This is a genomic window from Lichenicola sp. GTC18331, from assembly GCF_055386855.1.
The window spans coordinates 699,482-713,719 of the sequence record NZ_AP045015.1 but is presented as its reverse complement, the minus strand read 5'-3'; the positions used below and the strand labels follow the sequence as shown (position 1 = coordinate 713,719).

At 67.2% G+C, this 14,238-nt stretch carries 10 protein-coding genes; 5 read left to right on the top strand and 5 right to left on the bottom strand.

Annotated elements, in window-relative coordinates; all coding sequences use genetic code 11:
* Nucleotides 1-38: 38 nt before the first annotated feature.
* Complete coding sequence (locus tag ACZ5BM_RS03330) at nucleotides 39-1,754, top strand: peptide-N4-asparagine amidase (RefSeq protein WP_498909938.1); 1,716 nt, start codon at nucleotides 39-41, stop codon at nucleotides 1,752-1,754.
* A gap of 44 nt (nucleotides 1,755-1,798) precedes the next feature.
* Here ACZ5BM_RS03330 and ACZ5BM_RS03325 read toward each other — a convergent pair whose 3' ends face one another.
* The gene (locus ACZ5BM_RS03325) at nucleotides 1,799-2,521 is read right to left on the bottom strand and encodes a CarD family transcriptional regulator (protein WP_498909937.1); all 723 of its coding nucleotides are present in this window, start codon (nucleotides 2,519-2,521) and stop codon (nucleotides 1,799-1,801) included.
* A 90-nt stretch (nucleotides 2,522-2,611) separates the two neighbouring features.
* Nucleotides 2,612-3,700, bottom strand: a complete 1,089-nt coding sequence (gene dinB, locus ACZ5BM_RS03320; RefSeq protein WP_498909936.1) for a DNA polymerase IV — start codon at nucleotides 3,698-3,700, stop codon at nucleotides 2,612-2,614.
* A gap of 150 nt (nucleotides 3,701-3,850) precedes the next feature.
* On the opposite strand from dinB, the gene ACZ5BM_RS03315 reads away from it, so the two are divergent.
* Nucleotides 3,851-5,974, top strand: a complete 2,124-nt coding sequence (locus ACZ5BM_RS03315; RefSeq protein WP_498909935.1) for a TonB-dependent receptor — start codon at nucleotides 3,851-3,853, stop codon at nucleotides 5,972-5,974.
* A gap of 31 nt (nucleotides 5,975-6,005) precedes the next feature.
* Here the strand turns inward: ACZ5BM_RS03315 and ACZ5BM_RS03310 are convergent, their stop codons facing one another.
* Together ACZ5BM_RS03310 and guaB are read right to left on the bottom strand one after the other, a co-directional pair.
* A complete protein-coding gene (locus ACZ5BM_RS03310; RefSeq protein ID WP_498909934.1) occupies nucleotides 6,006-7,322 on the bottom strand; it encodes an RsmB/NOP family class I SAM-dependent RNA methyltransferase in 1,317 nt (438 codons plus the stop codon).
* A gap of 134 nt (nucleotides 7,323-7,456) precedes the next feature.
* Nucleotides 7,457-8,941, bottom strand: coding sequence for an IMP dehydrogenase (gene guaB, locus ACZ5BM_RS03305; protein ID WP_498909932.1), 1,485 nt, complete (start codon nucleotides 8,939-8,941; stop codon nucleotides 7,457-7,459).
* A 132-nt stretch (nucleotides 8,942-9,073) separates the two neighbouring features.
* On the opposite strand from guaB, the gene ACZ5BM_RS03300 reads away from it, so the two are divergent.
* From ACZ5BM_RS03300 to ACZ5BM_RS03290, 3 genes are all read left to right on the top strand, one after another.
* Complete coding sequence (locus tag ACZ5BM_RS03300; RefSeq protein ID WP_498909931.1) at nucleotides 9,074-9,418, top strand: hypothetical protein; 345 nt, start codon at nucleotides 9,074-9,076, stop codon at nucleotides 9,416-9,418.
* A 33-nt stretch (nucleotides 9,419-9,451) separates the two neighbouring features.
* On the top strand, nucleotides 9,452-10,303 hold the full coding sequence (locus tag ACZ5BM_RS03295; RefSeq protein WP_498909930.1) for a LysR family transcriptional regulator: 852 nt from the start codon (nucleotides 9,452-9,454) through the stop codon (nucleotides 10,301-10,303).
* A gap of 147 nt (nucleotides 10,304-10,450) precedes the next feature.
* Complete coding sequence (locus ACZ5BM_RS03290) at nucleotides 10,451-11,548, top strand: dihydrodipicolinate synthase family protein (protein WP_498909929.1); 1,098 nt, start codon at nucleotides 10,451-10,453, stop codon at nucleotides 11,546-11,548.
* Nucleotides 11,549-11,568: 20 nt separating this feature from the next.
* Here ACZ5BM_RS03290 and ACZ5BM_RS03285 read toward each other — a convergent pair whose 3' ends face one another.
* Entirely contained in the window at nucleotides 11,569-14,235 is a 2,667-nt protein-coding gene (locus ACZ5BM_RS03285) for a trehalase domain-containing protein (protein WP_498909927.1), read from the bottom strand.
* Nucleotides 14,236-14,238: the final 3 nt, after the last annotated feature.

Here is a 14,238-nt window from a genome sequence, read left to right as displayed (position 1 = left end):
GAAACGACACTCCCGGTTTCGATGACCGGGAGTGTCTCATGCGTCTTGGACTAGCGGCGGCCCTGGCCGCCGGTGTTTCGCTTCTGCCCCTGGCCGCTTTCGCCGATGGCGCCGTCGGCACCAGCAACGTCGCCCCGATCGAGCCGACGACGGTTTCGGTCCCGGACAGCACCCCCTGCGTGGTCGATCTGTTCGGCACCACCACCTTCGGCGGTGACGCGGTTCCCTTCTCCTTCAAGCCGCCCGCTTCCTGCCCCGGGCCCTGGGCCAAGATCGTGCTGCAGGCCGACATGTCGGTCACGGCCGGGCGACAGTTCGATCGCACCGGCTCCATCATGCTGGGTGGCGTGCCGCTGTTCTTCGGCACCACCGCCGAACCGCGCGCCAAGCTCTCGCCCAGCTGGCATGTCGAACGCGACGTGACCGACGATACCGCCCTGTTCAAGAATGCCCAGACGGGTAGCGCGCTGATCCAGAACTACGTCACCAGCACCTATACCGGCGTGCTGACGGCCAGCGCCAAGCTGCTGTTCTATCCGGCCACCGCGCGCTTCCCCGTGCCGGCCACGCCGGATCTGGTCGTGCCGCTGAACCCGGACGTCACCGCCGGTCCGACCATGCTCAACACCGGCACCGCGACGCTGTCCCGCACCGGTTCACTGCCCCGGAACATCGAGAAGGGCAGGCTCGACGTCTACCTTCAGAGCCAGAGCCAGGACGAGTTCTGGTACACCTGCGTGCCCGATGCGCTCTCGAACACCCTGCAGACCTGCGGCGGCGGCGCATTCCGCGAGGGCATGATCACCGTGGACGGCATGCGGGCCGGCGTCGCACCGGTCTTTCCCTGGATCTATACCGGCGGCATCGACCCCTATCTCTGGGAGCCGATCCCGGGCGTGCAGACGGTGAAGTTCGAGCCGACGCATGTCGAGCTGACCCCGTTCGCGGGTGTGATCGACGACGGCAAGCCGCACACGATTGCGGTGGCCGTGCGTGGCGCCAGTTCCGGCTTCTCCGTCACGGGCGCGCTGTATCTCTGGCTCGATCATGGCGCCCAGGCGCTCCGTGGATCGCTGCTCCGCGACACGCTCGGCGAGGCGACGCCGTCCGTCAGCAACACCATCGCCACGACCAACGGCACGACGAGCGGCGATGTCGATACCGGCGTCACCCACGACTATCTGATCTCGGGCATCCTGCGGACCTCGCACGGTCCGGTGATCACGACCGTTGCCCAGCACGGCACGTTCTCGAACAAGCAGAGCTTCACCGTCTCGAACACGGTCTACGACCAGAACATCGTCCAGAACACGGACACGCTCACCAGCGTCACCACCATCGGCGCCGGCGGCGCCAGGACGGTCGCCACGGCACGCTCCTATCCGCTGACGCTGCGCTACGGAAACGTCACCGCCAGCGACGGAACGGCCAGCCAGACGACGGGTGTCGTGCAAACGCTGAAGACGGGAACGCTGCTACTGTCCAACGGTCTGCCCGTGCGCGGCACGGCAGTGGTGGAAACGGTAGCGCCCAACGACACGCTCGCGTTCGATGCCAGCGGCGCCGTGACCGGCCACACCGGCGGCGGCACGGCGTCCTATCTGTTCGGCGATACCAGGGATGGTTGCGTCGCGCGCTACGAGACCAGCGCGAACAGCGTCCTGACGGGGCAGAATTTCAACAGCGCCTGCGACATCCTGGGCGCGCTGGGCGGGTTCGCCGGCTACAGCAAGCTGCACGCCTTCGCGAAATAGGAACACGGAACGGCCGCCCGTCGCCGGGCGGCCGTGTCTCGTTCTCAGGTGATGGTCTTGAGGTAATCCGCCAGCTTCACCGCGGCGGCGTTCTTGTCGATGCGCTCCAGCGCGCCGAGTTCGGCGGCGAGGCGGTCCATCGCCGCTTCGTAGATCTGCCGCTCGGAAAAGGACTGGTCCGGCTGGCCGGCATTGCGGTGCAGGTCGCGCACCACTTCGGCGATCGCCAGCGGGTCGCCGGAATTGATCTTGGCCTCGTATTCCTGCGCCCGGCGCGACCACATGGTGCGCTTGATGCGCGCGCGACCCTTCAGGATCGCCAGCGCCTCGTCGAACAGCTTGCGCGTCGCCAGCTTCCGCAGACCGGCGCTCTTCGCCTTCGCCACCGGAACGCGCAGGGTCATGCGGTTCTCTTCGAAGGTGATGTGGATCAGCTCGAGCTTGTGCCCGGCGATCTCCTCCATCGCGATGCGCTCGACCTTGCCGACGCCATGGGTCGGGTAGACCACGTGATCGCCCTCGGCGAACGGCTCGTCATCCTTGGGCTTGCGCACGGGAGCGGGTCGGGGTTTGCTGTCGCCAGCATCGTCGGCCGCGTCGGAGGCAGGCTGGGCGGCGGCAGGGGCGGCCTCGTGCTCGTCGCCGGGAGCCGGGGTGTCGCTGTGCGATGGGGTCGGCGTCTTGCTCAGCACGTGCTTGCTGTCTCCTGTTCCGGCCCTTGCCTTCAGGTCGCTCGCGCGGATGATGCACGGACGCTGCGCGGTCACGGAACGGTCCTGCAAGGACCGCGCCGAGCGGCGAGGTGGGTCTTGATTGAGACGTGGACCTAGCACAAAAACCATTCTGGCGGAACCCTGTCAGCCGGGCGGCCCGAACAGGTCCCCGTGGCGCACGGTCTCGGCCGGCCCATCCGGGAAGCGCGACACGCTCACGCCGAGCAGGCGCACGCTCAACCGGAACGGGTGAACGCCGCGCAGAAGCGTGCAGGCGGCGCCGGATACGGCCTCGCGGCTGACGAAGCCGCGCTCCGACGAGGCGGCGCGGGTGATGATGGTGAAGTCGGAGAATTTCACCTTGAGCGTCACCGTGCGCCCGAACCGGCCGCCGCGTTCGATCCCCGCCCAGACCTTGTCCACGATCGGTTCCAGCACCGACAGCGCTTCCGGAAGATCGGTCAGGTCGCGGGAGAAGGTGTTTTCCGCGCCGAGCGATTTGCGCGGCCGGTCCGTCACCACAGGCCGGTCGTCCAGGCCCCGGGCGATGGCGTGGTAATGCGGTCCGGCCTTGCCGAAATGCCGGATCAGGAACGGCAGGGCCTGCGCGCGCAGATCGGCGCCTGTCTCGATCCCGAGCGCCCGCATCTTCCGCGCCGTCACCGGCCCGACGCCGTGGAACCGGTCCACCGCCAACGCCTCCACGAAGCCGGGTCCCTGCGACGGGGTGATCACGAACAGCCCGTCCGGCTTCCAGTGGTCCGAGGCCAGCTTGGCCAGGAACTTGTTGTAGGACACGCCGGCGGACGCGGTGAGACCGGTCTCGGCCCGGATGCGGGCCCTGATCTCGCGCGCGATCGCGGTGGCGGAGCCGAGATCGCGCTTCGGCAGCGTCACGTCCAGATAGGCCTCGTCCAGCGAAAGCGGCTGGATCAGGTCGGTATAGTCCTCGAAGATCGCCCTAATCTGGCGCGACACCGCCTTGTAGACATCGAAGCGCGGCGACACGAACAGCAGCTCCGGACATAAACGCCGCGCCGTCACCGACGGCATCGCCGAACGCACGCCGAAGCGCCTGGCCTCGTAGCTCGCCGCCGCCACCACGCCGCGCTCGCGCGATCCGCCCACCGCCAAGGGGCGGCCGCGCAGGGTGGGGTCGTCCCGCTGTTCCACCGACGCATAGAACGCGTCCATGTCCACATGCAGGATGCGGCGGTCGCTCACGAGCGGCATGGCGGCGCGGGTTCGGCAGGTCGCGAACGCATGCGCCGGAGCATACAGAACGAGAACACCGGGCGGGAGGGGCTGCCCGCCGCCGCCGGTTCCGTTCCGTCTTGAAAACGTCACGCGACAGCTTGGTTCTGTCCGACGAAAAGCGCCGGCATGAATCGTCTCCGCCTTTCTTCGACGGGCGCCGCCGCGCTGGCGACCGCGCTTCTCGCGACCAGTCCCGCTCGGGCGGATGGCAATGCCGAACAGGTGCGGGTGCTCGCCAACGCGCTGCCGGTGTCCGAACCGGTCCCGGACCAGCTCGAGCCGGAAACGCGCTTCGGCACCAGCTTCCTGCGCGAGATCCAGACCCCGCTCGCCTCCTATGACGAGATCGCCCGCCTGGCGCCGTCCGTCCTGTCGGTGTCGCCGAACGGGCCTGGTCTGGGCGAGGCGGCGGCGCTGACCATACGCGGCTTCTCCGATGGCCAGTACAACGTCACCTTCGACGGCATCCCGTTCGCCGACACCGACGATTTCACCCATCACACCAACAGCTATTTCGCGCAGCAGGCGCTCGGTTCGGTGTCGGTGGATCGCGGCCCCGGCACGGGTGCGACCATCGGCAACGCCACCTTCGGCGGCACCGTCGCACTGCAATCGGTGCGTCCGTCCGACAGAGCCGGCCTCGCCGTCTCCGGCAGCCTTGGTTCATTCGATACTGAGCGCACCGGCCTCAAGCTCGACACGGGCGATCTCGGCGAAGGCGGCCGCCTGGTGGTGGATGGCGAGCAGTCGGACAGCGACGGCGCACTGGACAATGCCGGCGTGGAGCGTCGCGCCCTGTTCGCCCGCTTCGATCAGCCGCTCGCGCATGACCTCACCCTGACCGTGGTCGGCAACGGCACATGGCTGCGCCAGACCATCCTGCCTGGCGCGACGCGCGCGCAGATCGCCGCGTTCGGACCGGACGTGTCGCTCGGCACCGATCCGTCGGAACAAACCTTCGCCGGTTTCAACGGCGATTCCGTCCGCACCGATTTCGGCTATGCACGGCTGCGCTGGGCGCCGTCGAACGCGGTCTCGGTGGAGGAAACCGCCTACACCTACGGCTTGAACCGCCATTTCTCCAACGGCGCCGATCCCAACGGTGAAACCCCGAACGGCACCCCGTTCGGCGCGGACGACGTGCCGGGCCAGGTGGCCCGCAACGGTTTGCGCGCGTTCGGCGACGTGCTGCGCGCGGAGCGGAACTGGAACGCGGTGTCGCTCCGTCTCGGCGTCTGGGGCGAGCATCAGGCCAACAGCCGCGGCAAGCAGGAAGTCGATTTCACCGATGGCGGCAGGCCGAACCCGATCCTCGATCCGGTGCCCGGCGTCCCGGACTCCGACACGCTCGACCGGCTGCAGAAAGATTCGCTCGATACGGTGCAGCCCTATCTGGAAGCCGAATGGCGCCCCTGGTCCGGGTTCTCGATCGTGCCCGGCCTGCGCTGGACCTATGCCAGACGCGACGTCACCGCGCCGGTGATGGAGGGGACGCGCCTGCCGACCTACGAGACCGCGTCGTACGACACGCTGCTGCCGTCGATCGCCCTCCGTCAGCGTCTGCCGGAAGGCTGGGCCATCTACGCGCAACTCGCGGAGGGCGCGCTGGCGCCGCAGCTTCAGCTTCTGGATACCACGGCACCGGCCAGCTCGGTCTCGCCGGAGCGCACGGTGAACATCCAGGCCGGCGGGAGCCTGACCCGTCCCGGGCTGTTTCTGGCGCTCGACGGCTACGTGATCCAGTTCGACAATCTGGCCGGCACCCGTACGATCGGTAACGACACGGTCGCCTTCAACGAAGGCGGCGCCACCTATCTCGGGCTGGAAGCCGAAGCGACGATCGCGCTTGGGCGCGGCGTCAGCCTGTATGCGAACGGCAGCCTGAACCGGGCACGCGACCATGAGAGCGGCGCGCCGGTGCCGAATGCGCCGGACGCCACCCTGGCCGGGGGGCTGCTGTATCAGCACGGCGCCTGGTTCGGCAGCGTGCTCGACAAATGGGTCGGCGCGCGCTTCGGCGACACGAACCGGCAGGCCGGGCTCGACCCGTTCAACCAGCTCGACGCCACGCTCGGCCGCACGGTCGCACTCGGCACCCGCACGCATCTGCGCTTGCAGCTCCAGGCGCTGAACCTCGCCGACAGCCGCAAGATCGACGCGCTCGCCGGCTACACGGCGGCGGCGGGAACGCCGCTCTGGTACACCCAGCCGGGCCGCAGCGTCTGGTTCACCGGCACGGTCAGCTTCTGAGGGGGCCGACCTTGCCGGCGGGACCGGCGCCTCAGGCCTGTGCCGCGTACCGCTCCAGAACGGCGCAGAAGAACCCGTCCGTCTCGTGCTGGCGCGGCGTCAATTGCAGGAACGGCCCCGATCCCAAGGCCTGCGGCGCGATGGAAACGCCGGCCCCGTCCGTGTCGCGGAGATCGACGAGGTGGAAGCCGGGATGGGTGGCGAGAAACGCGTCGATCCGGTCGGTATTCTCCGCATTCAGGATCGAGCAGGTCGCGTAGACCAGACGCCCGCCGGGACGCACCAGCGACGCCGCGCGATCCAGGATCTCGCCCTGCTTGACGGTGAGTTCGGCCAGATCGGCCTCGGTCAAACGCAGCCGCGCATCGGGATTGCGACGCCAGGTGCCGGTGCCGGTGCAGGGCGCATCCACCAGAACGCGATCAAACGAGGCGGCGCGGCGCTTGGCCCATTTGTCGCCGCTGACCAGCAGATGCCGCTCGACATTATGCACGCCCGCGCGTCGCAGACGCCGCACGGCGCCGTCCAGGCGCGGCTCCGATACGTCGCAGGCGACGATATGGCCGCGATTCTCCATGCACATGGCGAGCCCGAGCGTCTTGCCCCCGGCGCCCGCGCAGTAGTCCAAAACGCGCATGTCCGGACGTGCGCCCACCGCCTGCACCACCAGCTGGCTACCTTCGTCCTGGATCTCCACCAGCCCGCTCTGGAACGGCTTGGAGGAGGTGACCGGCGCGCGCGACGGAATCCTGAGCCCCCAGGGCGAGAGCGGCGTCGGCTCGCAGGCGAATCCGTCCGCTGCCAGGGCTTCACGGGCCTGATCACGGGTTCCGGCCAGCAGGTTCACGCGCAGATCGAGCGTGGCCGGTGCCCCCAGACCCTCGATCTCGGCTTCCGTCCGCTCCCCGAACTGCGCCCGAAGGGTCGGAAGCAGCCAATCGGGGATTTCCAGCGCTACCGCCTCCGGCATGTCCGGATGATCGAGCGTATGGCCTTCCAGCGCCCGCAGAACACGGGTTTCCGCCGGTTCCAGCACGTCGGGCGCATAGCGTCCGCCGGAAAAGGCGCGCTGCAGGCTTTCCACCGGCCGCCCTTCGAGCACGCTGAGCGCGCCGACCAGCAGGCGCGGCCGGGGCTCGCCGCCGGCACGGGCGAGCCACCAGCCGAGGCGGCGCCAGGCGCGCAGCACCGACCAGACCTGGGCGGACACGGCACGACGATCGCCGCCGCCGATATAGCGGCGCTCGCGAAAGAAGCTGTTGGCCACTGCATCGGCGGGACGGCGCGGGGCCGCTTCCATCTCGAACAGAAGGTCGATGGCGGCGGCGAGGCGGGCGGTGGGGGTCATGGTTGCCTTGTTCGGTGCAAGGCCGAGGGCGCTGCCCCCGGACCCCGCCAAGGGCGCGCCCTTGGAACCCGATCGTTGATTACTGGGTGTCCAGAGGGCGACCGCCCTCTGGCGGGTGCAGGGCGGAGCCCTGCTCAGTCCTGCCGGTAGTTCGGCGCTTCCCGCGTGATCGCCACGTCATGCACATGGCTTTCGCGCAGGCCCGCCCCGGTGATGCGGCGGAAGCGTGTGCGTTGCTGCAGATCGGCGATGGTGGCGCTGCCGGTATAGCCCATGCCGGCGCGCAGACCGCCGACGAGCTGATGCACGACGCCGGCCATGTTGCCCTTGAAGGCCACGCGCCCCTCGATGCCTTCCGGCACCATCTTCAGCGTGTCCTTGATCTCCTGCTGGAAATACCGGTCCGCCGAGCCCCGCGCCATCGCGCCGAGCGAGCCCATGCCGCGATAGGATTTGTAGGAGCGGCCCTGGTAGAGGAACGTCTCGCCCGGCGCTTCCTCCGTGCCGGCGAGCAGCGAGCCCACCATCACCACGTCGGCTCCGGCGCCGATCGCCTTCACCAGATCGCCCGAGGTGCGGATGCCGCCATCGGCGATGGCCGGCACGTCATGCTGGTGGCACGCGGCGGCGGTTTCCATCACGGCGGAGAATTGCGGCACGCCGACGCCGGCCACCACGCGGGTGGTGCAGATCGAGCCCGGCCCGATGCCGATCTTCACCGCATCCGCACCGGCCTCGATCAGCGCGATCGCGGCTTCCGGCGTGGCGACGTTGCCGGCCACCACCTGAACGGTGTTGGACAAACGCTTCACGCGCTCGATCGCCCGCATTACGCCGGAGGAATGGCCGTGCGCGGTGTCGATCACCAGAACGTCCACCCCGGCCTGCACCAAGGACTGGCCGCGCATGAAGCCGTCTTCGCCGACGCCGGTGGCGGCGCCGCAGCGCAGGCGGCCGAGCTCGTCCTTGTTGGCGAGCGGATAGGCGACCGCCTTGTCCATGTCCTTGACGGTGATGATGCCGGTGCAGCGGCCCTGGCCGTCCACCACCAGCAGCTTCTCGATCCGGCGGCTGTGCAGCAGCTCGCGGGCCTGCTCGGCGGTGGCGCCATCCGTCACGGTGACGAGGTTGTCACGCGTCATCAGCTGCTCGACCCGCACGGTGGGGTCGGTGGCGAAGCGCATGTCGCGGTTGGTAAGGATGCCGACCAGCCGGTTGGTGCCGGGCTCGACCACCGGCAGGCCGCTGATGCGGTGCTGGGCCATAATCGCGCGCACATCGGCGAGGGTCTGCTCGGGAAACACGGTGACCGGGTTCACCACCATGCCGCTTTCGAACCGCTTCACGCGGCGGACCTGCTCGGCCTGTTCCTCGATGGTGAGGTTCTTGTGGATGATGCCGAGCCCGCCCTGCTGGGCCATGGCGATCGCCATCTGGTCCTCGGTCACCGTGTCCATCGCCGCGGAAACCAGCGGGATGTTCAGGCCGATGGTGCGGGTGAGGCGGGTGCGGGTCTCGGTGGCGTTCGGCAGCACCTGTGAATAGGCCGGGACGACCAGAACGTCGTCGAAGGCGAGCGCCTCGGTGATGCGATCGGAAATGCGGCTGCTGCTGTCCATGGCGCGGGGCTCCTGTACGTGGGCGCCCGGCGCGGCCTCGGGTTCCCGACCTTTGGCGGGTCCCCCTACAACGATGACGCTGCGGAAGCAAGGCGATTGCGCGTTTCCGCCCGGCGCGGCACGGTTCGGATCATGACCCGAACGATCCGCCCCGTTTTCGCAGTCCTGCTCCTGTCATGCGGCCTCGCTGCCTGCGCGGACGCACCGCCCCATGGCCCGGCGCCGGTTGCGAATGCGCCGCGCTACACCTGTCCGGACGGCACCAGCTTCACCACCAGCACCGATCCGGCCACGCTGGCGACGTCACTGTTCCTCAGCAACCACAGGCCGCAGGTGCTGCTGCCGGTGCCGGACCCGATGGGCGGTCGTCTGGTGCAGAACGCCGACTACCAGCTTCGCCCAGGACTGAGCGACACCACCGAGTTCCTGACCGACCGCTCGACCACGGTGAAACAGGCCTGCACGCGCGGCGGCTGAGCGCAGGAACGCATCGGCCCGAGCGGATACAGGATGGACTGGGACGACCTGCGCGTCTTTCTGGCCATCGCCCGTACCGGTTCGCTCGCCGCAGCCGGCCGGGCGATCGGGCAAAGCCAGCCCACCATGGGCCGTCGGCTGCGCACTCTCGAAGCGGATGTCGGGCAGACCCTGTTCCAGCGCACCGCCGGCGGCTTCCTTCTGACCGACGAGGGTTCCGCCGTGCTGCTGCACGCGGAACGGATGGAAGCCGAGGCGCTCGCGCTTGCCCGACGGCTCGCAGGGCGTGACGGAGCGCTCGATGGCACGTTGCGGATCACCGCGTCGGACTGGTTTGCGGTCCATGTGCTTGGACCGTTGCTGGCGGAGTTCGCCAGCCTACACCCCGGCGTCACGATCGAAACGCTCAGCGGCGCGCGCCGCCTTAGCCTTTCCCGGCGCGAGGCCGATCTGGCGTTCAGGACCATGCCGTTCGACGAGCCCGAGATCATCTCCCGCCGGGTGGCGCCAGTCGAGTACGCGGCGTTCATCCGCGCCGGCGTCGTCCATCCCGTGGCCGGAGATGGCGAGGGCTTCGCCCTGATCGGCAACGAAACGGCGTTCGCGAGCCGGCCGGAAGCGGTCTGGATCAGATGCCTCCTGCCGAATGCCCGGGTCGTGTCGCACACCAACAATCGCGAGTTGCAGGCCGCTCTCTGCCGCATGGGCCTGGGCGTGGCCGTGCTGCCCCGTCCGCTCGGCGATGCGGTTCACGGCCTCGAGCGCATCGATCTCGGCAAGCAACCGGCGCCGCGATACGCCTGGCTTGGCTATCACCGTGATCTGCGGCATTCGGCGCGACTGCGCGCGCTGATCGACCTCGTGATCGAACGGCTCGCCGGCTGACGCTGCGTTCTCCACCGCTCAGGCTTCCCAACATTCCTGAATAAGGATCGTGCAGTCCTGTCGATGCCAAATCCTCGTTATTCCGGCTAGATCCATCCGGGTGCCGGGGTGAAACGCCACCCCGGTCGTGTCGCCGGAGGAAGCGTCATGCCGATCAGGACCGTCCAACCGACCGCCGCCGACCGCAAGGCATGGACGCGGATCACATATCGAGGCATCGAGAACCTGCTGATGCCGTCCTTCGGTCCCGATCTTCGGTCGCTGGACGAGGACGCCATTCGCCGCGACGTCCGCGCAGCGATCGCGCAGGGATGCTTCTCCACTCTGTATGCGACGCTGGGACACGATCTGGCGACCACATTGCGAGCGCTGGAGGTGGCGTGCGAGGAAGCCGGCGACAGCATTCTGGTGGGCGCCTTCACCGAATATGCCACCGAGGCCGAGAACGTCGCCCTGGTGCAGGGCGCGGCGGCGGCGGGTTGCAGCCATGTTCTGCTGATGCTTCCACCGACGCTGACCGCCTCCAGCGAGGCTGAGATCGAGGCCTATCTGCGTGCGCTGATCGACGCCGCCGACATCGGAATCATTCTCTATGCGACGCCGCATCCTGCCGTCGCCGCCTTCGATTCCAGCGGCGTTCCGCTCGACCTGTTCGACCGGCTGGCCGACCATCCCAGGGTCGCGGCGCTGAAGCTCACACAGACGATCGATCCGCTGCTGGCCTGGGCATGTTGCGAACGCTTCGCCGACCGGCTCGCCATCAATTGCGTGCCCCTTGAACTGATGACCGTGCTTGGACGCCGCTTCGATATCGTCTGGTCGGGCCAGTGGGCTGTCGAGGGCGTGCAGGGTCCCCAGAAGCGGCTTGTCGCCGAGTATGTCGATCTGGTGGCACGAAAGCAGTTCGCCGCCGCGGAAGCGTTGTACTGGACCCTTTATCCGGCCTACAAACTGTTCAGTGCGTTCCAGAAACCGAAACTGTACAAGGGGGGTCATCCCTGGCAGCACCTGAAATACTATCAGTGGCTGACAGGTGGAAACGGCGGGCTGATCAGCGTCGGAACTCAGACGATCGAACAGGTCGGCCAATTGACCGCTGACGACCGCCAGAAGATCCGTGCGGTGTTCGCGGACCTTGGTATCGCCATGACGACCCTCCCCGAGACCGTGTTCATCACCGGTGTCGAGGCCGCTCGCCGTGGCGTGGAAGCGAGCGCCTTCGCCGAGCGTCCTTTCTTCGCGTGAAGTAGGCCGGTTTTATCGTCCTACTTGGATGGTCTTGCCCGGCGCGCCAGCAGATTGGCCACCAGCCCGGTCCAGCCGGTCTGGTGCGACGCGCCGAGACCCTTGCCGCTGTCGCCATGGAAATATTCGTGGAACCAGATCAGCCCGGCGAAATGCGGGTCGTGCTGGAGCTTGTCGCAATCGCCGTAGATCGGCCGCTTTCCGTCCGCGCCGCGCAGGAACAGGCTGTTGAGACGATCGGCGATCTCGTCGGCGATGTCGCGCAGCGTGCGATACTGGCCCGATGCGGTCGGACACTCCACCAGGAAGTCGCGGCCGTAATAATCATGGAAACGATCGAGCGCTTCCACGATCAGGAAGTTCATCGGAAACCAGATCGGGCCGCGCCAGTTCGAGTTGCCACCGAACATCTCGGTGCGGCTTTCGCCGGGTTCGTAGGAGACGGCGATGCGGGCGCCGTCATTCTCGAACACGTAAGGATTGTCGGCATGGAAACGCGACAGCGAGCGGATGCCGTATTCCGACAGGAACTCGGCCGGATCGAGCACGCGCAACAGCAGGCGCTTCATGCGATGGCCGCGCAGAAGGGACAGCAGACGACGCTCGCCGATGCCGGGCTCGTCCCAACGCGCGACAAGACCGGCAAGATCGGGGCGCCGGCTCAAGAAAAGGTGCAATCTGCGCGAGAAGTTCGGCAAACGCGCCAGTAGGTCCGGTTCCAGCGTTTCCACGGCGAACAACGGCGTCAACCCGACCATGGAGCGCAGCTTCAACTCGCGCATCGATCCGTCGGGCAGGTTCAGCACGTCGTGGAAGAACTTGTCGCTCTCGCTCCACAAACCGACGCCGCGCTCGCCGATATCGTTGATCGCCTGAGCGATATACAGGAAATGCTCGAAGAACTTGGAGGCGATGTCCTCGAACGCGCTGTCATGGATCGCGAGTTCGAGCGCGATGCGCATCATGTTCAGCGCGAACATCGCCATCCAGGCGGTGCCGTCGGTCTGGTCCAGATAGCCGCCGGTCGGCAAAGGCCGTGAGCGGTCGAACACGCCGATATTGTCGAGGCCCAAAAACCCGCCCTGGAACACGTTGCGGCCCTGGTTGTCCTTTCTGTTGACCCACCATGCGAAGTTCAGAAGCAGCTTGTGGAAGATCTGCTCGAGGAAGTTGCGGTCGCCTTCGCCGTTCTCCTCCTGCTCGATCTGATACACGCGCCAGGCCGCCCAGGCCTGCACCGGAGGATTGGCGTCGCCGAAATTCCATTCATAGGCAGGGATCTGGCCGTTCGGATGCATGTACGCTTCCGAGGACAGCAGCAGAAGCTGGTCCTTCGCGAACGCACTGTCCACCATCGCCAGGGTCACGCAATGGAATGCCAGATCCCAGGCCGCGAACCAGGGATATTCCCACTTATCCGGCATGGAGATGATGTCGCACGCATTCATGTGCCGCCAGTCGCTGTTGCGGCCGCGCTTGCGGCATTCCGGCGGCGCAGGCTGGGTCGAATCCCCGCGTATCCAGCGATAGACGTCGATGGAATAGAACTGCTTGTTCCAGATCATGCCGGACAGCGCCTGCCGGTGCACGGCGCGTTTGTCGACATCCGTGATGTTGGTCTGTAAAGACGCGAAGAAGCGATCCGCCTCGGCGCGACGCGCATCCACGATCGCATCGAAGCCGGCGAAGGGCGGGATGATCGGCTCGCCGCGTACCAGTCTGACGCGTATCGTCCAGCTCTCGCCCGGCTCTAGAACATGCGTGTGCCAGACGGCGCATTTCGTCGCGGGACCGTCGTCCAGCACGGATGTCTCGCGGCCATCGACGATGCGTTCGTGGAAGCCGTCCTTGTAGACCCCCTTATCGGCGGCAAGCCCGATCACGCGCGGATTGGTCTCGTTCTCGCAGAACAGGATCTCCGCACCATCTTCGGTGTGGAAGGTGTAGTGCCCCAGCATCCTGTGCTCGGCCACCACGCGATTGGGGCCATAATTGCGCATGGTGGGTTTGGGGTGGTTCTCGCGCCACGACCAGTGATTGGCGAAGAAAAGCTGTGGCAGAAGATGCAGCGGCGCCGGATCCGGACCGCGATTGATCGCGGTGACGCGCATCAGCATGTCGGCCTCGTCGGCCTTGGCATGCTCGATGGTGACGTCGAAATACCGGTCCTCGTCGAAGATGCCGGTATCCAGGATCTCGAATTCGGGTTCGTCCCGGCCACGAGCACGGCTTTCCGCGACCAGCCGGTCATAGGGAAACGCACCCTGCGGGTATTTGTAGAGCATTCGCAGATAAGCATGCGAGGGCAGGGCGTCGAGTTGCCAGTACAACTCCTTCACGTCCTCGCCATGCGTGCCCTGCGGTCCGGTGACGCCGAAGAACCGCTCCTTCAGGATCGGGTCCTGCCCGTTCCACAAGGCGAGCGACAAACACAGACGCTGCGTCTCGTCGCTGATCCCGCCGATGCCGTCTTCGCCCCAGCGATAGGCACGCGACCGCGCATGCTCGTGCGAGAGATAGCCCCAGGCGTCCCCGCCCTCGCTGTAATCCTCGCGCACAGTGCCCCATTGCCGGTCGCTAAGATACGGGCCCCAAAGACGCCAGTTGCGCATGCCGAGACGCTGCTCGTCGAGGCGGCGCCGTTCCGCATCCCGCGAGAGACGGTCGGTGGATCGGGTCAGGGTCATGGC

What these genes read in the sequence shown, in the direction of transcription:
- dinB (WP_498909936.1), bottom strand. Translation starts at nt 3,700, where the DNA reads ATGCCGCTCGTGAGCGACCGCCGCATCCTGCATGTGGACATGGACGCG.
- ACZ5BM_RS03315 (WP_498909935.1), top strand. Translation starts at nt 3,851, where the DNA reads ATGAATCGTCTCCGCCTTTCTTCGACGGGCGCCGCCGCGCTGGCGACC.
- ACZ5BM_RS03330 (WP_498909938.1), top strand. Translation starts at nt 39, where the DNA reads ATGCGTCTTGGACTAGCGGCGGCCCTGGCCGCCGGTGTTTCGCTTCTG.
- guaB (WP_498909932.1), bottom strand. Translation starts at nt 8,941, where the DNA reads ATGGACAGCAGCAGCCGCATTTCCGATCGCATCACCGAGGCGCTCGCC.
- ACZ5BM_RS03285 (WP_498909927.1), bottom strand. Translation starts at nt 14,235, where the DNA reads ATGACCCTGACCCGATCCACCGACCGTCTCTCGCGGGATGCGGAACGG.
- ACZ5BM_RS03310 (WP_498909934.1), bottom strand. Translation starts at nt 7,322, where the DNA reads ATGACCCCCACCGCCCGCCTCGCCGCCGCCATCGACCTTCTGTTCGAG.
- ACZ5BM_RS03300 (WP_498909931.1), top strand. Translation starts at nt 9,074, where the DNA reads ATGACCCGAACGATCCGCCCCGTTTTCGCAGTCCTGCTCCTGTCATGC.
- ACZ5BM_RS03290 (WP_498909929.1), top strand. Translation starts at nt 10,451, where the DNA reads ATGCCGATCAGGACCGTCCAACCGACCGCCGCCGACCGCAAGGCATGG.
- ACZ5BM_RS03295 (WP_498909930.1), top strand. Translation starts at nt 9,452, where the DNA reads ATGGACTGGGACGACCTGCGCGTCTTTCTGGCCATCGCCCGTACCGGT.